This is a genomic window from Virgibacillus sp. Bac332, assembly GCF_003667785.1.
GTDB classification, from domain to species: Bacteria; Bacillota; Bacilli; order Bacillales; family Amphibacillaceae; genus Virgibacillus; species Virgibacillus salarius.
On sequence record NZ_CP033046.1, the window covers coordinates 756348 to 778872 of the forward strand.

Below are 22525 nucleotides of genomic sequence, written 5' to 3' on the forward strand. Positions count from 1 at the left end.
TGAGACTTCCCAATTAGCTTCAACTCAATTGTCCATCGTTTCAAAGTTTACCTTTGTTTCAAATAGTTCTGCCTGCTTTTTAGCTTTTTTCATCGTTATTTCGGTTTCTGCCTGTAGAAGTAAATCATGCCATTCCTTCGTTTGCGGTAAATTGGCATTGTAAGCAGCATCGATAATGGCAAGCTGTAATGCTAATTCGTCTTCCATTCCCTGGACAACACCAATGCCGACATGCTGATTGATTTCTACTTTTGCTTCTGTTACAAGTACTTCGCCAATATAGAATAAGGAGTTCTTAGCCGACTCTCGCATCTTAACCATCGTTAATCCGTAGTGCGGAGCGACAATTTCTCGATAAGTATAGTTCTGTAAAAGGCTTTCTGCGAGCTGCTTTGCCAATGTTGTATCATCTTGAATAAGAATTTCGGTTCTTCTGCGCCTCTTCATTTCATGCACCCTCCTTTACAAATCCATCGTAACTTGTTGCCAAGTTGCTGTGTTTTAAAATATCGTAAAGTATTTGTAAAGGAATCCTTTATCATGTAAACAAACGAAGACAGATGACCTTTAGTCCATATAGCAAAACAGCATACCAAAGGATACTATTTTCACATAAAGTGAAACTTCAAATTAGCTGAGGTCTAACTGCCAGTTAGATGTGGGATAAAACGAGACAAACAAAAAGACCGGAAATAGCTAATGCTATTCCCAGTCTCAACCGTTAGACTTATAGAGTTCATTATTTTTCAATACATACGTTACCCCATATTCAGGTATTACTAGCCGACCACGGTCTGGAATGAGTCGTTCGGGATGAAAACTATGTAACGGGATCAATGTTTTTGGGTTCAACCTCTCCAATACATACTTTAAATGCTGCGGAATGGCATGCCCCCCAGTACCTGCTAAAAATCTTGGCAAATCAAGCACGTTTAATAAATTTATCAAATGATGATAAGCCGGATCATAATCTCCTAAAGGTGTACCGTTAGAGTGAAGATACGCTCCTTGACTCACATGTAAATCAAATAGCTCTAACGAATTTTCATAACTCATTTGTAATAAATACGCCGATGGATTTCTGTTAATAACGCTTGCATCCACTGTTTCATAGCGACTCATTAAATCCTTCTTCCAACAAGGTAATGGCCCTATGGTGCTCTCATGCTTCGTATTTGCTGGAATATATACTGAAAAATTCCTTTTGCCGAGAAATTGTTCAGCTATATATGCTGTTTCTAATTCAAACACAAGCTTTCGCTTAGCTAAATTGGCAACTTCCAGCATTGTTTTTAAACGTTCAATATTGCGGTGATAGATATTAAATAACCCGAGACCGGTTGTCTCCTGTAAGATTTCTATCATATGACCAGCAATACTAGCTTCCTTTACTAGGCTCGTAGGCAATGCTCGATCAGCAATAATTGGCTGTTTCCTTTCTTCAATTCCCCGTAATGTTGTTCCTTCCATGATGAGCACATCAAAGCCTCGGTCCTTCACTTTTTCGATCGCGGCTTCTATCCATTGAGGATTTTTTCCGTGCAGACGAAAATCGCCGGTATAAAATACTGCTCCATCTGGGGTCTGCACATGAAAACCACAGGCACCTATGACATCATGATCAACTCGAATTGGCGTAATAAAAATCTCGCCAATTTGAAACGTCTCATCATATGTACAAGCATGAAGGCTTGGTTTATGCCCCTTTACGGCTTCCCCTACTACTTCCAATGACCGATACAATTTCAAGGAGTCCTCTGTGAAATAGACAGGAATTTGTGGTGACAGCATACCGACGCCTCCCATATGATCCAAATGTAAATGAGAAACAATCACAGCTGTTTGCTTTGCGTCCCGTTCTTCTGGAAGAGGATCAGCTAATCCCTCGAGATCTTCAGCCAGATAGATACCATCTATCGGTGGGATCAATCCGAGTTTCAGGTAATCCTTCACTATCTTGCTTGATCGCTCTTTTATTTTCTCATCCAACATACTGGCATCTGGGCTAAAGATTAAACCAAAATCAAAAATTACCCGACTCCCTTTGTATTCAATGGATACAATTGTACCGCCAATCGTACGCAGTCCACCCCAAAAGCGGATTTTTGTGTGATTACATGCTTCTTTCAACCTACTCGCCTACCTTCTTATAATTACAAGGAGGAGCCTATTCAGCTCCTACCTTTCTATATACTGTTAATGTTTCCACTTTTGCTTAAACCTACTTATTTGCTTTATCTACAGCATCCTGTGCCGATTTTTGCAAGTCCTTTAGTCCATCTTCAATTGACTTTTCTTGTAATAATACGGATTGAATCTCCTTATTCAAAGCTTCATTTATACCAGATTTTCCTTTGATATGGGGATCATAGTAGCCAGCATCAAATTGAGAAGCAGCTACTCCATAGGCCGGATTTTCCTCTACATACTTTTTCCATTCATCCGTCTCTAATGCAGACGTACGTACTGGCACATAACCAGTGGATTTTGCCCAAAAAACAGTCTGTTCCGTACTTGTTAAAAACTTCATATATTCCCAAGCAGCAAGCTTTTCTTCGTCGGTTGCAGAATTAAATATAGCTAAATTGGTACCCTGAAAAGCCGTTGCTGCTGCTTTACCTTTTGGTAATGGTGCTACAGACCAGTTGATCTTTCCCTCCGCTTCAGCACCAACAAAGGATATCCCAGCTGATGATCCTACATACATTGCAACGTCCCCCGACCAAATGGACTCGACATATAACCATCTTCTCCAGCAAGCCTGGCAGTACCTTCTGCAATCATCCCATTTAAAAATTCAAGCGCTGTTTTGGCTTCTGGGGTATTGAAGGTTACTTCATCCACTGCATCATCGATTGTTTTGCCTCCTGCTTGGCGCACATACGTTGGGAACGATAGCCCTATTGAGTTCTCGAAGCCTAATCCAACCACTTGCTTACCGTCTTTATTCGTAGTAAGTGCTTTTGCTGCAGCCTGATAACCTTCCCAGGTTGCTGGTATCTCTAGATTCTTTTCTGTTAGCATATCTGTATTGTAGTAAAGGACTTCAGTACTCTTATTAAATGGGACACCATACATCTTGTCCTCCCATGTATTCGCTTCACGGAAAACCGAAACAATATCGTTTAATTCATCTTTAGACCAACCATGTTGCTTGTGTTCCATATATGGTGTTAGGTCAGTGATTAAATCATTCTCAATGTACTGCGTCATCCAATCTTCATAAGCCTGTGCCATGACGGGCGCGTTTTCTGCTTTAGCAGAAGCCATTAATTTTTTTGACAAATCATCGTACGAGCCTTGGCTAACAAGCTTTACCGTAATATTATCCTGAGACTGATTAAATCCATCTGTCATTGTTTTTAACGTCTCCTCTAGACCACCTGTCATAGCATGCCAAAATTCAATTTCTACTGGACCCGTTAGCTCTTCTGGAACAGAAGCCGTTTCTTTTTTCTTGTCCTCATTTGGCTTCTCAGCATTCCCACATGCCACTAAGCTAATTGCGATTAGACCTACAAGCAAAACGAATAAAAACTTTTTCATATTATACCCTCCATCATTATGTATTTTATATTGTAAAAACGTCACTCTGTAGAGCATTGATTCCTCTAACATAAGTAAGTTGAACAATTAGCACCTATCTGTGTCTCTGCTTTAGAACGTAAAGCTCGAGGTTCCACCACACCGCTAGTCGAACTTATCCTTTTAAACCGGTTTTTGCTACCCCTTCAATAATGTACTTTTGCAAAATAATATATAAAATGATCATCGGCAGAATAATCATAGTTGAAGCGGCCATTAATAATTCATAGACAGTACCTGTTTCTGTACTGAAAGCAGTCAAGCCCACTGGAAGTGTCCGCATTTCCTCTGAATTAGTCACAATTAATGGCCAAAGGAATGCGTTCCAGCTACCGATTGCTTTTAGTATTACAATGGTTATTAGCGCAGGCTTTGCAAGTGGTACCATGATTGTCCAAAGAAACTTGAAATCACTGCAACCGTCAATTTTGGCAGCGTAGGAAAGTTCTTGGGGAATTCCAAGAAAGAACTGACGCAATAAAAAAATCGAAAATATACTTGCAAGCCATGGGACAATTAAAGCTTCATATTGATCAATCCAACCTAAATTTACCAACGTAACAAAATTTGGTGTCAGTAGTACTTCTCCTGGTACCATCATGGTTCCTAGTAGTATGGCAAAAATGATATTTTTCCCATAGAATTGAACTCTCGAAAAGGCATAGGCTGCCAAAATGGTCGTTATTAATTCACCTAGCGTACTTGCAATCAATACAAAAATACTATTAAAGGCATAGCGCGCAAACGGGGCAACTTCAAATGCTTTCGAATAATTCTCCCACTGAAAATCTCCAGGAATCCATTGCGGAGGCATAATCATAACTTCATTAGAGGCCTTTAATGAAGTACTAATCATCCAGACGAATGGAAGGAGCATTAATAAAGCACCTAGCGTTAGTAACAGATAAATAAATCCTTTAGACATCGCTTCTTTCTTTACCATAATTTTCTTCGCATCCTCCCTATTAATAATTCACCTTTTTCTTCCCAACATATAGCTGGATTAAGGTAAAGATAAAGATTACCAAAAACAACATATACGCAGCAGCAGAAGCAACGCCAAAGTCCCAATCCCCATAAAATCTATTGAAGATGTAATACACAATGGTTTGAGCACTACCAGCAGGACCTGGCTGCCCGCCAAACAGTGCAAACACTTCATCAAACACCTTGAATGCATTGATAATCGAGATAATAGAAATAAAAAAGGTCGTCGGAGAGATTAGTGGTACTGTAATATTTTTAAATCTCTCCCATTTAGAAGCACCATCTATCTGTGCTGCTAAATAATACTGCTTGTTCACATTTTGCAGTCCTGCTAGAAAAATAATAATGTTATAGCCGAGCCCCTTCCAAATTGCAAGAATAATTAATGAGGGCATTGCCCACTGTGGATCTGTTAGCCATTCAATTGCGTCAATTCCAATAAAGCTTAAGAAATAATTCAAAACGCCGTATTCTGTATGGAAAATCCATCGCCAAACAATAGATACTGCAACAACGGAGGTAACAAACGGAACAAAATAAATGGTACGGAACAATCCCCTGAGACGAATGTTCTGGTTTAGCATCACAGCAATACCTAATGATAAAAGAATGGAAATCGGTACTACCCCTATCACATATATCAACGTGTTATACATAGAACTCCAAAATTCATCATCTTGAAGGATATACAGATAATTATCGAACCCACGAGCATATACCTCGTCTTTAAAATAGTCGTAATCCGTATAAAAGCTCATGATAAAAGACTTTATAATTGGATATAAATTAAATACGATAAGCACCGCCAATGCTGGAAGCAGATAGAAAAATGCTTTTATTGTTTTTCTTATAGTAGGACTTTCATTCAAACTACTTCCTCCTCACTACGCTGATGGCTAGTTATAAGCGATTTTCCTGTTAATAGATTCTCTCCATCTGTTTTTCTAAAAACATGAAAGCGATTTGGATGTAATCCGAATTTAACCCGCTGTCCTTGTGTGATGGAGGCATCCAGCGGGACGATTGCTCTTACCTTTCGTTCACCTACAAGGAAACTTACCAAGTTATCCCTGCCAATTCGTTCGATTATAAGCACCTTCCCTCCAATACCCTGCTTGTTTTCATTGACTTCTATATAGAAGTCCTCAGGTCGAATACCAACGAGCAATAATTCATTCAACTTAACTTCCTTTGAAACTGGGTATGGAAGTTGAATAACTTCTCCCGTTTCCGTGAGCTGAACGGTATACCTATCTCCACTGAGAGTTGCTGGTAAAAGATTAATAGGTGGATTCCCGAGAAATTGTGCGACAAATTCGTTTTTAGGATGATCATAAATATCTTGTGGCCCACTAAACTGTTGAAATCTGCCATTCTTCATCAAGAGAATTTTATCTGAAATGCTTAACGCCTCTTCCTGATCATGTGTCACAAAAATGGTCGTAATACCTGTGGCTTGTTGAATACGTTTAATCTCTTCACGCATTTCCAACCTTAGTCGAGCATCTAAATTAGATAATGGCTCGTCCAACAAGAGTAACTTCGGTTTTTTTACAAGTGCACGAGCGATGGCAACGCGCTGCTGCTGTCCTCCTGACAATTGGCCAGGCTTTCGATCTAATAAGTGATCTATATGTACGAGCGACGCCATATCACGAGCTTTTTCCATAGCAATCTTCTTTGGCACCTTTTCCATTTTTAGAGGAAACATAATATTTTTAAGCACCGTCATATGTGGGTATAGTGCATAATTTTGAAAAACCATACCAATTTCTCTTTTTTCTGGTGGGATGTTATTGACGAGCTGATCACCAAAAAATAATTGGCCAGAAGTAGGCTGGTATAATCCAGCCAACATGAACAAGGTAGTACTTTTTCCACATCCACTTGGTCCTAGCAAAGAAACTAGGCTACCTTCCTCCATCGTTACATTAAGCTTGTCTACAGCAATTACATCATCAAATTTCATGGAAATATTCTTTAAGATTATTTTCATATGGAGCCCTCCTAAATTAGCCATAACTTATTATCTGAATATTACATATAATTTAAAAATAAAAACCTTAGGTAGTAAATTTATTTCAAATAAGTTATATTTAAATGTTAAGGTGTTTTATTACAATCACATTATCTACGAGCTATACATAAAAAACAAGACGTATCGCTGTTAATTTACACTAAATTTACAATATTTTAAATTTTTACTATTTAATCCCGGCATGTTTCGTATATACAATTTCACACATCAAAAAAACAGCTATCTTCACAGAAGAAGGTTTAGCTGGTTTTTATTTTTAAAGATATCTTTGCTAAATTCTATTTAAGATTACCGAATTATAGGAGACCGAATTGATGAAAAGAGCGTTTGGTATACACATTTTCAGGAGTTTAAAACACCCCATTCTCATTAGGGGAATCCTCTGGAATGGGTTGACCCACATCCCACAATTCAACAATCTTGTCATCCTGGAAACGGAAAATATGAACAACAACACCTCCAAGGTCATCCTTGTTTTGTTTGACAAGTGAATGAACCGCAACGAATTCGCTATCTCCAATAATACGTTTGGCCTCAAATAGCTTGTCAGGATTCTCTGCTGCATTTTCCTCCATTGCTAACATAAGTGAATGAGCATCACCACGAAAATAAGGGGGGTGATGGCAAAAGCCTGGACCGACGTGACTACTATACGCTTTCCTGACTTTCCCTGATGCTACGAGTCGTAAAAACGAAACTGCTTTCTCTTTCATCGAAAGCGTACCTTTACTTTCCTGTTTTTCATCCATTTTCACCATCCTATCGTATGTGTAAGACGACATATTTTAAAAATCCCGAACCTTCAATCAGTAGGGGTTTTGTTTATTACCCTCTGATTGTTAGTACCACAAGGGTATGACCTAGAGGTCTTTGCTTTGAACCAATCAGACATTTACTGGCAGGCGATCTCCCATTTCATTAGTAATTGAAAGTGGGGGTCTTACTGCCAGTAATAGATGGGATAAAAATACCTCTTTAGATATTGGTTTATCTAAAGAGGTAAAGTAAAACGAATCTAGTTTTTTATTGGCTATCCTATAAATAAGGAGTGTTACTAGTTCCTATTGCATCGTAATATCGTATTTAAATTTATCACTCCGGTAGAGTATTTTCGTATACTCGAGGACATCCCCTGTCTCTACATCCAAGCAGTCACTTTCCACGATAATAAGTGGTACCATACTGCTACAAGATAATAATTGCTGCTCAGAAAAAGTAGGGAACGTAATACTAAGCAATGTTTGATTACTCGTAAATTGTGTATAGCCTAATTCTCGATAATAAGAAAACATCGACTTAATCTTAGGGCCATCTTCAGCAATTTGCGGGAACTTCAACTCGTTTACAAAGGATTGGTGAATGGCAATTGGTTCATCATCAATCAAGCGAAGTCTACCTATTTGATAAACGGTATCTCGGTTGGTTGCCTTTAGTATCTTGAATATTTTCTCTTCATAATCGATTTTCTTACAAAACGCATTCTTTGTTGTTAGATTGTAGCCAGCTTGCCTCATTTTATCTGTAAAGCTTACCTTCCCCGTTAAATGTAGCTGAATGGGAATAGGTGCCTCCTTTAAAAAACGTCCTTTCCCATGCACAGAGTATATATAACCACGTTCTTCTAGTACCATAAGAGCTTTTCTGGCAGTAATTCGTGGTACACGATAGGCAGTTGCTAGCTGGTTTTCTGAGGGGAGCTTTTCTCCTGGCTCCATTGCTTTTTTAATCATTTTCTCCATCAAATCATCGATAATACGTGCTTCCTTATCCACTGTGATCCCAAACTCCTTTTCAGCATTAAGCTGTTATAGGTTCTCTAGAAACACACGGATGACATCTACACCACCGATAAAAGTCCCGAGTGAGCTTCCTAAATTAGCAAGAACCACAATCAATAATACTCTTGTCACTTTATTCCTCCAAAAGCCCTTAACGGTGAATACATCCTCCGAAAGTGTTTCAAAATCCCGCACATGTGGCCTGCGAATATAGGCCTGAACAAAGCCGGCAAACCAACCAGCTGCTAACAATGGATTTAATGAAGTAAGAGGAGCGACCAAAAATGCAGTAAGAATTGTTAACGGGTGACCAAATGCTATTAAAGCTCCAATTGCGGACAAGCTTCCATTCCAAATCACCCAGCTCAGCGTTTGTTCCCACCCAGCTGCTGGATTCGCAAAAAACGTATAAGCAATGATAGCGAGAATAAGCACAGGGATAGACCAACCAATAATCTTGGGAATCTTCGACTTTGGTGGAATTTCTGCTAGTTTTTGCAAATTGTGCTCCCGCTTAATCTCTTCTTTAATTCCTGGGACATGAGCTGCGCCGAGTACAGCAACGACCTTATTACCCGGGGCATCTTTAATTTTTTGCGCTAAATATTGATCCCTTTCATCGATTAACGGCTCTTTTAACTTAGGAAATGTATCGGTAAACTCCTGCAAAATGGTATTTATAGTATCTTGTGTCTTCATTTTTTCTAACTCTTCTTCGGAAATACTCTCCCTACTGAAGATACTAGCTATCACTTGCGTTAATAATATTGCTTTTCCCTTTAATCCAATATTATGCCATATTCGCGAAAAGGTAATCTGGATATTTCGATCTGCTAACACAAGTTTTGCATCATTCTCCTCTGCAGACTTAATGCCTTGAATCATTTCTTGACCTGGATTAATACCAAACTGTTTCGCCATTCGTTTTTGAAAAGAAGATATCGCAAGATTCATTAATAATAAGGTTGCCTTCTTTTCTTTAATTACCTTAAATATATCCATTTCCCGCCAGCTATTACCATCTTGAACCGATTGGAAGCGCTGCTCATCTAATTCTACACAGACAGCATCTGGTTTTTCTGCTTCAATCACATTCTTTACCTGTTCAGCACTATGCTTAGAAACATGGGCAGTTCCAATTAAGATATATTCTTTATTTCCTATATGTATCCGCGTTATATTCTCTTCCGTCATGAATTACCTTCCTTTTTACTAGACAATTAAGTAAAGCTTTGTACTGTAATTATACTTTAAATACAAATAATTTTATATTATAAAATAAAACTTCTCTGAAAAAAGGGTTCTGCTTTAGAGATCGCTGATGTTCACATTTAGAACATATGAGATCAGCGCTTTCTGTACACACCTAACCTAGTAACTGCACTCATATGTGTTACTCTTCTCATTATCTGCAATCACTACTTTAGCGCCTTCTATAACCAGACCCACCTGATTTTGTAAACGTCTGATTCTCATTATTTACTAACCTATCTAATGTAATTAATATTATTTATCATTACATACATATCCAATAAAGTGAAACTTCAATCAGTGGGGGTATTGTTATTCCCCACTGATTGTTAGTACCACAAGGAGATGATTAAAGGCCTTTGAACCAATCGAACAATTACTGACAGATATATGTGGGATAAAAAAAACTGAGCAAAATTCGCTCAGTCCTTATCACTAAATGCTCAGATTTACGCTTCCTCTAGGGGCTGGGACAAAACCCAGTAAAATAAAAAGTGGTACTCGCCAATAATTTGGTAAGTACCACTTTTTTTGAGATTTATGTACGCAAAAGGGATACCTTCTGGTAAAGTTAAAGTAATCACACCCAAACAGAACCGGAGGTATCCCTTATGTTTAAACATTATACCATGAATCAAGTCGTTTTGCCTTTAGATTTTGAAATGAAATTACAAGAAAATGATATCGCCTATGCGGTTAACCATATTGTAGAACATATCCCAGAAGAATCATTTGTGGGATTTTTGCGCGAAACAGGTTGTCCTGCATACCATCCTCGAATGATGATGAAGATTATCTTATGTGCCTATACCCAAACTGTTTTTTCTGGCAGAAAAATAGAAGGCTTACTTAAAGATAGTGTACGGATGATGTGGCTAGCACAGGGTTATGAGCCGAGCTATCGTACCATCAATCGATTCCGTGTTCATCCCGAAGTAAAAGAGTTACTACGCCAATGTTTTGTCCTATTTCGCTGTCAACTTGTTGAAGAGAAGGCAATTGAAGAAGAGGCCATTTTTATTGACGGCACGAAATTAGAAGCGAATGCCAATAAGTTCACTTTTGTATGGAAAAAATCCATTGAAAAATACAGCTCCGATTTAGTAGAGAAGTCGAATCAAATGTATGAGGAGCTACTGGAAAAAGAAATTATCCCCGAAATAGAAAGAGAAAGTTCTGATGAAATTTCAACGGAAGAACTCAATGAAGTAGTAAAAAAACTAGATGAAAAAGTGAAGAAATACGATCAAGAAATCGAGGAAAGTGAAAAAGCAAAAGATCGCAAACAACTCCGTTCTATGCGAAAAGAACCCAAGCAATACCGTAAACAATTCCAAGACTATGTAATTCGTAAACAGAAATATCAAAATGATATGGAGATCTTTGGCAACCGCAATAGTTATTCTAAGACGGATCATGATGCCACTTTTATGAGAATGAAAGATGACTATATGAAAAATGGCCAACTTAAGGCGGGTTATAATGTACAAATTGCGACCGAAGGCCAGTACACATTAGCTTATGATGTATTTCCAAATCCTACGGATACTCGCACGTTTATTCCTTTCCTCAAGAATATTGAAGAAAGGTACTTCAAGTTACCCAAGTATATTGTCGCTGACGCCGGTTATGGTAGTGAACAAAATTATAGTGAGGTATTACATCGAAATAGAACTCCACTCATTACGTATAATTCCTATCGGATGGAAAAGAAAAAGAAATATAAAGAAAATCCTTTTTATGTGTCAAACTGGGACTATGATTCAGACAGCGACTTCTTTACTTGCCCAAACGGAAAGAAGGTACCTTTTCAATATCTATCGAATCGAACAGATAAAGCCGGATTTAAACGAACCTTTCGTGTCTATGAATGTGAAGATTGTTCGGGATGTCCATTACGCGTTCATTGTACCAAAGCAAAAGGAAATCGTAAGATTTTCTATAATGCCCATTGGGAACAGCAAAAAGCATATATAAGAGAGCAGCTTTCAAAAGAAGAAACGGGAGAAATCTATGGAAAACGTAAAATAGATGTAGAACCTGTCTTCGGATTTTTGAAGGCTAATTTGCGTTTCACTCGTATGTCAGTGAGAGGCAAATCGAAAGTGGAAAATGAATTAGGATTCGCCTTTATGGCGGTGAATTTAAGAAAGTACACCGCCTTCAGGCAAAATACAAGCCTAAATTATAACAAAAAAGATTCCAGCTATCATTTTTTGATAACTGGAATCTTTTTTAACTTCATAAGGGCTAGTTATGTCCCAGCCCCGCTTGACCACCACTCCGGCTGCCCACTTCCCTTTCCGTGGGGTTTGTCCTTCAGCTAACTTTTTTAGCAAAACCCGCTCAAAAAAGTGGATCTTCAGGTCAAACATTTCCCACAGGAGTTGAAGTGGCAAGCCTTCGCTATTATCAGGCTCTACAACGCTAGCATGAAGTAACACAGCTGCTTTTATACTCACGGATAACGATTTTCACTTTACCCATAGTAAAAAAAGTCAACCTATTACTTATGACAAGAATTGTTGCACCTTCTCAAAGCGGAGACTAATTACGTAGACTCCTGCGGGATTAGCGCGAGCTGAAAATCCACTTTGCAACGTGTTCTTCTTTGCAAAGTTAGTTGAGGCCGTGCCCGCGGAAAGCGAAGTAATTAGTCGGAGCATTGCCAATATACATCTAACATTTCAAAATAACTACTTGGCTTAACGCAGTCATTGCACTGATTTTATACTTTCTTAACTTATTAAAATAACCATGAGTTAGAATCTCATGGCTTAACATGTACTTATCTGCGATTTTTAAAACCACAAGTGAATGCCGTTTGTAGTCGCATATATTTGTATAACGTGCGAGCATGTCTCCCTTTCTCTGTCGTTGGGTCTATTTTAGATTGGAGACGCTTCATAAATTCTCGATCACATCTGCATGGATCTCCGTATTTTTGATAGCATTCATCATGGGCTTTGCAGGCTGCATCAACGTCATTTATCGGCTCTCCAGGACCGCTACAGCCAGGACCACACCACCTATACCCTCACGGAAAACAAAATCTTGGGTGGTGCTTCATTGGTCTAGGTTGCCTCAATGCTTACACCTCCCTCTCAATATCGCTACAATACTATATTCCAATGTTTATAAATTTGTCTATGCATTTGTCCTCTTGTTTTATATCTACTTGGATTTACACTTCCAAAAAATTAACTTCGTGTTCGATTCTGCTTGTCATCGTTGTCATGATTACAATGGACACTTACGTAGACGTTAACGATCCGTATATTGTTCAAAAGTCCACTATATAAAGTAAAACTTCAAGCAGTGGAAATAAGGGCATGACCTAAAAGATCTTTGAACCAATCGGACATTTACCGGCAGTCAGTACCAGCTACTTACCAATTTGTTTCACTTTATTGTTTGAAGTGGGGAGCTTACTGCCAGTTATGTACGGGATAAAACTACTACAATATCTAAAATTGCTCCCTAATCAACTCCAAAAATGCTTGTAGATTAGGCGATAGCCATTTATTCTTATGGATAGCTGTATATATCCCAATTGTATTCGATGGGCTACAGGATGGCATTTCTACGAGTTTACCTTCCTGTAGTTTATCTTTTATAGTGAAATAAGGGAGCATTGTATTACCAAGGCCGCATAGTACACATTGTTTAATTGCTTCAATACTTGGTAGCTCCACTTTGGTAACCGAGCTGTTGCCGATCGCTTTTATATGCTGATCAATTATTGGCCGCCAACTACAAGCATATTCCGTTACGAGCATTGTTTCAGCAGTTGATGAAGAGCAATGATCTGTGGGCTGTACTAAAGATAGCTTATCCTCCGCTATTTTATGAATAATTAATTCATCATGAGACCAATTATTCTCCTCCACTAAAACAGCGACATCTATATCTCCTCGTTTCAGCTGTCCTTCCAAGTTGTCATATTGAAGTGATTTTAGCGTTAATTCAACTTTAGGAAATTTTTTTCGAAATGTCATAATCAACGTTGGAAGCCAATAAATCATGAGAGACTCACTTGCACCAATTGTTAATGGACCAGCTGGCTCACTACTAGCATGAATCGCAGCCTTGGATTTGGAGTAAAGTTGAATAATCTCTGTTGCGTAAGGTAGAAAGTTTTTTCCAGCCTGTGTGAGAACGACCTTTTTTCCCATACGATCAAATAGTGGATGTCCCAATTCCTTTTCCAAATCCTTTATATGTGCTGTAATCGATGATTGCGCATATCCTAATGTCTCTGCAGCTTTCTTAAATCCACCAACATCGACAATCGTTTTAAACGTAATAAGCTGACGTAGTTCCATACTTCTCTTCCTTTATATCAATTTTATTGAACTAAATGTTCAAATATATCTATTTTACTGAATTATGTAATTAGTATATGCTATTTATAGCATCATTACAAAGGAGAGGAAAAATGATGAAAATCATGACACTTTTAGGTAGTTCAAGGAAAGACGGCAATACAGCTTACCTTACAGATAAAGCTTTAGACGGCATCGAACATAAGCGTGTGTTCTTACTAGATAAACAGCTAAATCCGATCATCGACCAACGACATGATAAAGATGGATTTGAAACAGTAGATGATGATTATGAAGCGCTCTTTTTTGAATTCTTGAAGTATGATACGTACTTCTTTGTTACGCCAGTATATTGGTTTGGAATGTCTGGTCAAATGAAAATATTCTTCGATCGCTGGAGTCAATACATGAAGGATAAGCGAATTGATTTTTGGGAAGCATTCCGTGGAAAAAAAGCCTATGTTATTGTCACAGGTGAAAAACCAGACCCCAAAACGGCGGCATTACCTCTTATTCAGCAATTCAATTATATTTTTCAATATATGGATATGGAATTTGTCGACTATGTCATTGGTAAAGGAAATAAGCCAAATGATATTCTATCAGATGGTTACGCTCTTGAAAAAATGAAGCTGTGGAACAGTGAAATTAAAACACAATTGAAACCCACTACTGTTATCAATTGATTCCACAAACAGCAGGTTCTCTGCTTGGCCACCTCTATTGCTAAAGAACAAATATGACAAACATCCATTTGTAAACAATTGCACATTTTTCGTCACAGATGAATAACATATGGGTGAACATAAGGAGGTCGATGGGATGAACCATTCGCATTATCATATGGAAAGTAGCCACGCTGACTATCAGCCAATGCATGAGAACAACTGGAACGTAAAACAACAGGTAGATATGAAGGATTTTTGTAAACAACAGTTATATCAATATATTCAGATTGAAGTAAATGACGGAAGTACCTATATAGGTATTTTACACAGTTTCGATGACAATCAATTATATTTATTAATTCCTACTCCTGATCAAGATACAAATCGAAATGACGCTAATGACCAGCGATTGTTTCCCTTCTTCGGGCCATTCGGTCTATTTGGTTTTCCATTCTATGGAATAAGGAGGTTTGGTCCATACCGCCCATATTGGTGGTGGTAGAGATGCTACGACAAACGTATTTTAGGTAAAGCACAAGCCGAACTATTATTATTTGAATCATTCGGCTTGTGCTTTACCAGTCTCATGTTAGTAGAGGAACAACACGTAGACTCCTAGGTGAAAAAGCCTTGGTAAGATATCACGTTGTTATACTGCTAATCAGTTGTCGCCAAAAGGAAGTATTTACCGGAACACTAATGATTCCCCACCATCATTTCCCATAGACTAACTTACTTTCTTGTTATTTTTTGTCTGTACAGGCGTGCGTCTCCGTTAAGCATGAACTTTTTTTAAATAGAACAAACAGTAAATGAAAATTCAATCCGTGGGTGGTTTATCCCCACGGATTGGTAGGTGAACCAATCGGACATTTACTGGCAGTTTAAACCATACTTATCCTTATGATTTCACTTTATTTCTGAAAGTGCGTTCTTACTGCCAGTTATATGCGGGATAAAGTAAAACTTCAATCCGTGGGTGGGTTATCCCCACGGATTGGTAGGTGAACCAATCGGACATTTACTGGCAGTTTAAACCATACTTATCCTTATGGTTTCACTTTATTTCTGAAAGTGCGTTCTTACTGCCAGTTATATGCGGGATAAAGTAAAACTTCAATCCGTGGGTGGGTTATCCCCACGGATTGGTAGGTGAACCAATCGGACATTTACTGGCAGTTTAAACCATACTTATCCTTATGGTTTCACTTTATTTCTGAAAGTGCGTTCTTACTGCCAGTTATATGCGGGATAAATTTGTTATTATGCTATTATTCAACCGTGTATAAACATATAATAAGGTAATTAACTATCTGGGAGGTATGTCCATGTCTGATATAGCCAAAACACCTAAACCACCATATTACGCAGCTATTTTCACATCAAAACGTACGGAGAATGATAACGGTTATAATAAAATGGCTGAAAAAATGGTAGAATTAGCCGCTAAGCAAGAAGGTTTTCTAGGGGTTGAGAGCGTTCGCGAGAAAGGACTTGGTATTACGATATCCTATTGGAATTCGCTAGAGGCAATTCATCATTGGAAGCAACATGCTGTTCACCAAGCTGCTCAAAGGAAAGGCAGGGATGAATGGTATCGTACATATGCTGTACGCATCTGCAAAGTAGAAAGCGAAAGCGTTTTTGACATGTAAGGTCTCGAGTTTTATAAGTGGCTGGGTCAAAACACAACTTCATTACTCAAAATACGAATAATCATGTTATCGATAGGAGTATCATCGCCGCACCATGAAAATATACTCGCTTTCCGCGGGCACGGCCTGAGCTAACTTGGTAAAGAAAAACACGTTACCAAGTTAGCTCAGGCCGTGCTGTTCCCGTTAGATAAGGAAGGCTTCGGCAGCAATACATCGCACGCAGAAAAAGCGTTCTTCTTTTTCAAGGAGTCTCGCATATTTCAGGTGCTATATTAATTATTTTAATAAAAAAACGAACTATAATTAATTTCATATTTTAAAGTCTTATATTCGGTATCATCTTTCCCTATTATTTCTGTTGATATATTGTAGCTTAGCTGATTCCCAATATCATCAAACACCCCTTATTTAAAGTAATTTCTTAGTTACTAGCCTAAACTTCATATCAATGCCTCCGTACTTTGCCACCATTGATTCTAAACTGTTCGTAAAAAAATAGATGTAGAGAATATGTTTAGAAACATACCTTATGTTTAGTTTATAGAAATAATTAATTATCTATCTTGATATTTCACTTTTTGGAGATGTTGCAAATGATTAGGATATTGTATGTTGATTATGATGAAATTTTTTAGTAACGGTCTAAGACTAATTATAGAAAAAGAAGCGGATATGAAATTATTGGGAACAACGCTTAATAAGAATCAACTATTTAAAACAGCAAAAGAACGAAAACCAGATGTTATTATATTCAATACTAAAGTGAAGAATATCAATGTTATCCAAACAACGATTGCTTTAAAACGTATAGTTAATCATATTAAGATTATCTATATGATGCAAGATTGTCATCAAGACTTAGTACTTAGAGGACTAGAAGAAGGGGTCAATGGTTTTATACTAAACAATATTAATAGTAGAAATTTTATTAATAGTATACGAAATGTCTACCATAGTCATTATATTTTATCCGGGGAGATACCTAAGCTCATCCTGAATCATATTCAAATAATTCAATTACAAGATAAACAGAGAATGAAATTTAGGTTACTGCAGCGAGGAATAGTTGTTACGTTACGTGAGCTAGATATTCTCTATCTTTTATACAAAGAGTATAACAATAAAGAAATTGCCATTACGCTACATTTAAGTGAAAAGACTATAAGGGATTATGTAAGTCATGCATATAAAAAAATTGGGATCAACAAACGAAATAAAGTCATTAAATTTTCAAAAAATGTCATGAATAAGAGTTATTGATTGTAATATATTGCTCTCTACAATGACAAGCGTTTCTATATCGTAGATGTAACTATATTCAAATTTTTGAAACAATGTTCAATATTATCAATTTAACAATTGACGGTATAATAAATGAAATCTACCACCATAATCATTGATTACAAATTATGTATTCATTGATTTTTAGAGGATGAAAAACATGAACCCGTTAACCAATAGAAAGATTTTTCTAATCATTAGTCTATTACTCCTAACGCTAAACAGTATTCGAATTATCTGGATTACTTATCATAAAACACCAGACCATCCACATGCCAAGGATGGGGTAATAGATTTTCAAAATTGGAAGTTTACGAATTATCATTTGATTACCCTTGATGGAGAATGGGAATTTTATCCAAATCAATTTCTAACCCCTAGCTCTTTTGACAAACGTGCTAAAGCGGTTAACCATTTTATTACTGTTCCTGAAAAGTCGCAAAATAGTGTAGACAAGCGATCCCCATATGGTTACGGCACATATCGTCTACAGGTTTTACTCCCTAAAAGTAAAGAAAAACTCTATGGTGTGCAAATACAACGAATTGCATCAGCTTTCGACATTTACATCAGTGGTAAACTCATTGGAGGCTCGGGGAAGCCAGCAAAATATCCAAACCAATACAAACCTGAATCACTCCCCTTTTCCACTTTCTTTCAAACAGAAGCAAATACTATGGAAATTATCATACATGTAGCAAACTATGACTATCATTCTGGTGGAATCATAAAACCTATCAAATTTGGAACGGCACAAGCGATTAATCATGAAACGAATTCCTTAAAAAACCTGGAAGTTATGACCTTCATTATTTTACTTTTACACTGTGTATATGCATTTATTCTTTATATAATTGGAAATAGAAAAACAGAGTTAGTTTATTTTTCTCTAGTTCTTATTTCTTCCATGTTTGCAACCTTATTAGATGATAGTAAGCTATTACTTCATTGGTTGCCAATAAATTATGAATGGTCGATAAAGCTTAATTATATACCTTATATTTATATAAATCTTTTTGCTCTTCTATTTATTAAGCAAGTACTTTTCAACTCAAAACAAGTACTACTCTCACGTTGGATTTTAATATTATTCTGTGTTTTGTCAATTGTGCTTTTAGTATCCCCTTTTCCATATACTTTTTATATTGGACGAATCACATTAAAACTAAGCTATATTCCTTATATATATACAATCGTTTTAATTTGGAAGTCGATACGTAACGGGAAAAGAGATGCCATCTACTTATTATTATCAGTAATAAGTATGGTTAATAGTACGGTGTGGGGAGCAATAAAGGGAAAATGGCTGGAGTTAACCTATTATCCGTTTGATATCATCATTGCAGTGATTTTATTTGCTTGTTATCTATTTCGACTCCATTTGCATATTGCGAAGCAAAATGAACGTCAAGCCATAGAATTAAAAAGGGTGGATAAGATAAAAGATGAGTTTTTAGCAAATGCAGCTCATGAATTACGGAATCCACTTCATGGTATCATCAACATCGCGGAAACGATACTAACTTCAGGCTCTTTTTCCATAAAAGACAAGGAACACTTACAACTATTAGTTATGATAGGTCGTCGCATGTCCTACACATTGAATGACATCCTTGATATAACACGTTTGAAGGAACCAAACGTACAATTACAAAAACAGCGCGTTCATGTACAAACTATTACAAATGGTGTGGTAGATATGCTCCAATTTATGACCCAACGGAAACCAATAACTTTTAAGGTTGTTATACCAGAATCGTTCCCTTACGTATTTGCTGATGAAAATCGTTTGATCCAAATATTATTTAATCTGCTTCACAATGCGGTTAAATATTCAGATGAAGGGACAATTACCGTCACTGCGAGTAGAAAGAATCACATGGCAATTATTCATATAACAGATACAGGACGGGGAATGGATAATCGTACGTTACAAAAAATCTTTCTACCGTATGAACAGGAAAACACAGATACGAATTCAGGTATTGGAGGAATTGGACTTGGGTTAAGCATATGCAAACAGCTAATTGAGCTACACGGCGGATCAATCCATGTCGAGTCTACGCCTGGTAAAGGTTCTATATTTTCTTTCACATTACCAATAGCTAAAAATACTGATCATAAAAAAGGAGAATCAGAAGTTGCTACAACCATTCATTCCCCTTCAGATACGTTAAAACCATTGGGAGACTTAAAGTCAGAAACACCTGAATTCTCTCCCTTAGAGGAGGAAGGGGATAATAAACAAAGAATTATTCTCGTCGATGACGACCCGATTAATTTACAAATCTTAACGAAAATGCTTAGTTCAGAGTTTTATATTTCGACAGCAAATTCTGGAAAGGAGGCATTAACGTTGCTTCACCAACGGGAGTGGGATTTAATCATTTCCGATGTTATGATGCCAAATATGTCTGGATACGAATTGACCAGACATATCCGTAAACAATATTCTATTTCAGAATTACCCATTCTACTACTTACTGCACGTAACGAATCAGAAGATATACACACTGCCTTTCTTTCAGGTGCAAACGATTATGTAATAAAGCCGGCAGAATCCTTAGAGCTAAAGTCACGTGTTCGAGCTTTAACGAACCTAAGAACATCTATTAAAAAACATCTTCAGATAGAAGCTGCATGGTTACAAGCGCAAATACAGCCGCACTTCTTATTTAATACGTTAAATACGATTGCATCATTAAGTGAAATTGATACGAAAAGAATGATCCACCTGCTTAATGAATTCGGAAATTACTTACAAAGAAGCTTTGATGGAAAAAACACAGAGACAACTATTCCGTTAGCAGATGAGCTTGATTTGATTCGCTCCTATTTATATATAGAGAAGGAACGATTTGGCGACAGAATAAATGTAGATTGGGATCTTGAGGAGAACAATAGCCTGATGATACCACCAATGGCTATTCAAACACTCGTTGAGAATGCGATCCATCATGGCATACTAAAACGGACTCAGGGTGGTAATGTTCGCATACAACTTATAAATCATGATGCTTTTTTTAAAGTAACTATTGCAGATGATGGTATAGGTATGGAAAAATGGAAGGCTGACAAGATTCTTAATAACCACCTTAGCACTAGTGGGGTTGGATTAGCTAATACGAATCATCGATTAATCAAAGCGTATGGACAAGGATTAGACATTACAAGCATTCCAGATAAAGGAACCACCGTAAGCTTCTGCGTACCGAAAACTCAGCCGTAAATGAGATTTGTCTCCTATTAGTCAATTGGATCGATAATCAGACCATTTCGATCACTTTATTAATTTGTAGAATACGACTGTATAATGGTTTTAGGTTATCTTGTATATATGAGAAAAACCTGATGTAATTTGGATCAATCACATCAGGTTTTTTGCGCCGTATTCGTTACACTATATCACCCTATCATTCGATTTTTTTCTTCTCAACTAGAAGAGAACGCCAATGCCTGTAAAGAAGAGATTAAAACAAATATTTTTTATCATTCTGAAGGATTAATAAAGCTCATTTAATCCTTATATAACTATATACAACATTGTTCTGAACAGAAGTTTAAATACCTCGCAACCATTTTGTCAGTAATCCGTCTATCAGTAGCGATAATTAATCCTTTAAGCAATAGCATACAAGAAATTTACTTACTAACTTTCTTCCAATGATTGTACCATTGAATGGTTTCAAGACTTGGCGTTATGTTTAATTCAACTAACATATCCCTGTTTAACTGGTCAAATTGTTGGTCAACTAATTTAGGATTACCCTCCATAGCATATAATTTCATTAAGGCTACGTAAGCTTCTTCCGTACCTGGCTGTTGATTACATATATTGGTATACCAATGTATTGCTTTTTTTATATCTCCTTTTTTCTGATAAAGTTCAGCTAATTGAAACGAAAAATCAAGCCAAGTTTGCTCAAGTCGATGTCGTTCAGCCTCCGCCCACCAATAATCATATTCCTGAAGATAGGCACCTGTGTATACATTCATAATCTCCTCATATTCTTCAACCGCTTCCAAAATAAGCGGCTGTGCTGAATTAAGCCTTCTTTCCCATTCCTCAACATCAATTGTTACATCCTCTGTACGAAGAATATACCCTTCTTTCGTACTCTGGATATAAAAATGGTGGCTATACCTTTTTAACGTTTTACGCATATTATATACCGTCGTATACAACAGGGGGTATATTTTATCTAAATCACAATCGTTCCAAAATAGATCAATTAAGACTGATTTCCGAACAGGCTGTTCTCTATTTTGCAATAAATAGAGAAATAGCTCTTGTGCTCGGGCTGTCCGCCAACTTAAAGTTTCAGCTTTACCTGCTTCGTTTACAATTGTTAGCTGTCTACAAACATTTACTTGAATCTTACTCTTTTCGCCTGGAGACTCCTGTTGAGGCATAGCAAGACGTGCATTTATACGTGATACAGTTTTATGTAATCGATCCAGTTGTAAAGGTTTGACAACATAATCTAATGCGTTAATTTCAAAAGCATGTACAGCATATTGATCATAGATGGTTACAAAAACGATCGTTATATTTGGCTTGCTTTCCATTATTTGCTCAGCTAGCTGCAAACCATTTATCTCTGGTAAATGAATATCTAAAAAGACGACATCGACATGAGATCGTAAAATGCAATTCTTTGCTTGAAGAGGATCAATGAATTTATCAATAATTTGTACATTACCTATCTGATGAAGCTTCCGCTCTAGGAAATCTAATGCCAGCTGTTCATCATCGACGAGAATAGCTTTCAAAAAAAGACCTCCTTTTTCAGCCCTTTTTTTATATCTTCCGCTAACGAATAACATCCGTCAATATTTCCTGTCACCCAAGTGTGAAAATGAATCTTAATACCTACAAATCAACTTAGCAAGATAAAAAAGATAGTATTTAAGCAATAGCTCATTTATACCTTTCACTGCTAAAAAACCATTT

General features: G+C 37.1%; 17 protein-coding genes and 1 pseudogene. 6 read left to right on the plus strand and 12 right to left on the minus strand.

Annotated elements, in window-relative coordinates; translation table 11 throughout:
* Positions 1-24 precede the first annotated feature (24 nt).
* The 9 genes and pseudogenes from phnG to D9782_RS03565 all read right to left on the minus strand — a co-directional run bounded on the left by phnG (position 25) and on the right by D9782_RS03565 (position 9582).
* Positions 25-447: a phosphonate C-P lyase system protein PhnG gene (gene phnG / locus D9782_RS03525; protein WP_121604095.1), complete on the minus strand. Its 423-nt coding sequence runs from the start codon at positions 445-447 to the stop codon at positions 25-27.
* Between the two features lie 267 nt (positions 448-714).
* The gene (locus D9782_RS03530) at positions 715-2130 is read right to left on the minus strand and encodes an MBL fold metallo-hydrolase (RefSeq protein WP_121604096.1); all 1416 of its coding nucleotides are present in this window, start codon (positions 2128-2130) and stop codon (positions 715-717) included.
* 91 nt (positions 2131-2221) lie between these two features.
* Positions 2222-3618, minus strand: a pseudogene (locus tag D9782_RS23930) (ABC transporter substrate-binding protein).
* Positions 3619-3700: 82 nt separating this feature from the next.
* Positions 3701-4528 (minus strand): carbohydrate ABC transporter permease, encoded by an 828-nt coding sequence (locus D9782_RS03540; RefSeq protein WP_121604097.1) that lies wholly within the window; start codon positions 4526-4528, stop codon positions 3701-3703.
* Positions 4529-4550: 22 nt separating this feature from the next.
* Entirely contained in the window at positions 4551-5441 is an 891-nt protein-coding gene (locus tag D9782_RS03545; RefSeq protein ID WP_121604098.1) for a carbohydrate ABC transporter permease, read from the minus strand.
* Complete coding sequence (locus D9782_RS03550) at positions 5438-6568, minus strand: ABC transporter ATP-binding protein (protein WP_121604099.1); 1131 nt, start codon at positions 6566-6568, stop codon at positions 5438-5440. The genes D9782_RS03545 and D9782_RS03550 overlap by 4 nt, the downstream gene beginning before the upstream one ends.
* Before the next feature lie 392 nt (positions 6569-6960).
* Positions 6961-7359: a nuclear transport factor 2 family protein gene (locus tag D9782_RS03555; protein WP_026681891.1), complete on the minus strand. Its 399-nt coding sequence runs from the start codon at positions 7357-7359 to the stop codon at positions 6961-6963.
* A gap of 312 nt (positions 7360-7671) precedes the next feature.
* A complete protein-coding gene (locus tag D9782_RS03560; RefSeq protein WP_308036005.1) occupies positions 7672-8382 on the minus strand; it encodes a GntR family transcriptional regulator in 711 nt (236 codons plus the stop codon).
* A 33-nt stretch (positions 8383-8415) separates the two neighbouring features.
* On the minus strand, positions 8416-9582 hold the full coding sequence (locus D9782_RS03565) for a TraB/GumN family protein (protein ID WP_121604100.1): 1167 nt from the start codon (positions 9580-9582) through the stop codon (positions 8416-8418).
* 668 nt (positions 9583-10250) lie between these two features.
* Here D9782_RS03565 and D9782_RS03570 point away from each other — a divergent pair.
* Positions 10251-11966, plus strand: coding sequence for an IS1182 family transposase (locus D9782_RS03570; RefSeq protein WP_240455800.1), 1716 nt, complete (start codon positions 10251-10253; stop codon positions 11964-11966).
* Positions 11967-12427: 461 nt separating this feature from the next.
* Here the strand turns inward: D9782_RS03570 and D9782_RS23480 are convergent, their stop codons facing one another.
* Both D9782_RS23480 and D9782_RS03580 read right to left on the minus strand, forming a co-directional pair.
* Entirely contained in the window at positions 12428-12631 is a 204-nt protein-coding gene (locus D9782_RS23480; protein ID WP_240455842.1) for a phospholipase, read from the minus strand.
* Positions 12632-13106: 475 nt separating this feature from the next.
* The gene (locus D9782_RS03580; protein WP_026681989.1) at positions 13107-13964 is read right to left on the minus strand and encodes a LysR family transcriptional regulator; all 858 of its coding nucleotides are present in this window, start codon (positions 13962-13964) and stop codon (positions 13107-13109) included.
* A gap of 113 nt (positions 13965-14077) precedes the next feature.
* Here D9782_RS03580 and D9782_RS03585 point away from each other — a divergent pair, with 113 nt between their 5' ends.
* The 5 genes from D9782_RS03585 (at position 14078) to D9782_RS03605 (ending at position 20800) form a co-directional block, all read left to right on the plus strand.
* Positions 14078-14650, plus strand: a complete 573-nt coding sequence (locus D9782_RS03585) for a flavodoxin family protein (protein ID WP_226983574.1) — start codon at positions 14078-14080, stop codon at positions 14648-14650.
* 136 nt (positions 14651-14786) lie between these two features.
* The gene (locus D9782_RS03590) at positions 14787-15134 is read left to right on the plus strand and encodes a hypothetical protein (RefSeq protein ID WP_121604101.1); all 348 of its coding nucleotides are present in this window, start codon (positions 14787-14789) and stop codon (positions 15132-15134) included.
* Between the two features lie 826 nt (positions 15135-15960).
* On the plus strand, positions 15961-16287 hold the full coding sequence (locus D9782_RS03595; RefSeq protein WP_121604102.1) for an antibiotic biosynthesis monooxygenase family protein: 327 nt from the start codon (positions 15961-15963) through the stop codon (positions 16285-16287).
* Between the two features lie 621 nt (positions 16288-16908).
* Entirely contained in the window at positions 16909-17550 is a 642-nt protein-coding gene (locus D9782_RS03600; protein WP_226983636.1) for a LuxR C-terminal-related transcriptional regulator, read from the plus strand.
* 181 nt (positions 17551-17731) lie between these two features.
* Complete coding sequence (locus D9782_RS03605) at positions 17732-20800, plus strand: hybrid sensor histidine kinase/response regulator (RefSeq protein WP_162986322.1); 3069 nt, start codon at positions 17732-17734, stop codon at positions 20798-20800.
* 413 nt (positions 20801-21213) lie between these two features.
* Here the strand turns inward: D9782_RS03605 and D9782_RS03610 are convergent, their stop codons facing one another.
* A complete protein-coding gene (locus tag D9782_RS03610) occupies positions 21214-22344 on the minus strand; it encodes a response regulator (RefSeq protein ID WP_162986323.1) in 1131 nt (376 codons plus the stop codon).
* Between the last annotated feature and the right edge of the window lie 181 nt (positions 22345-22525).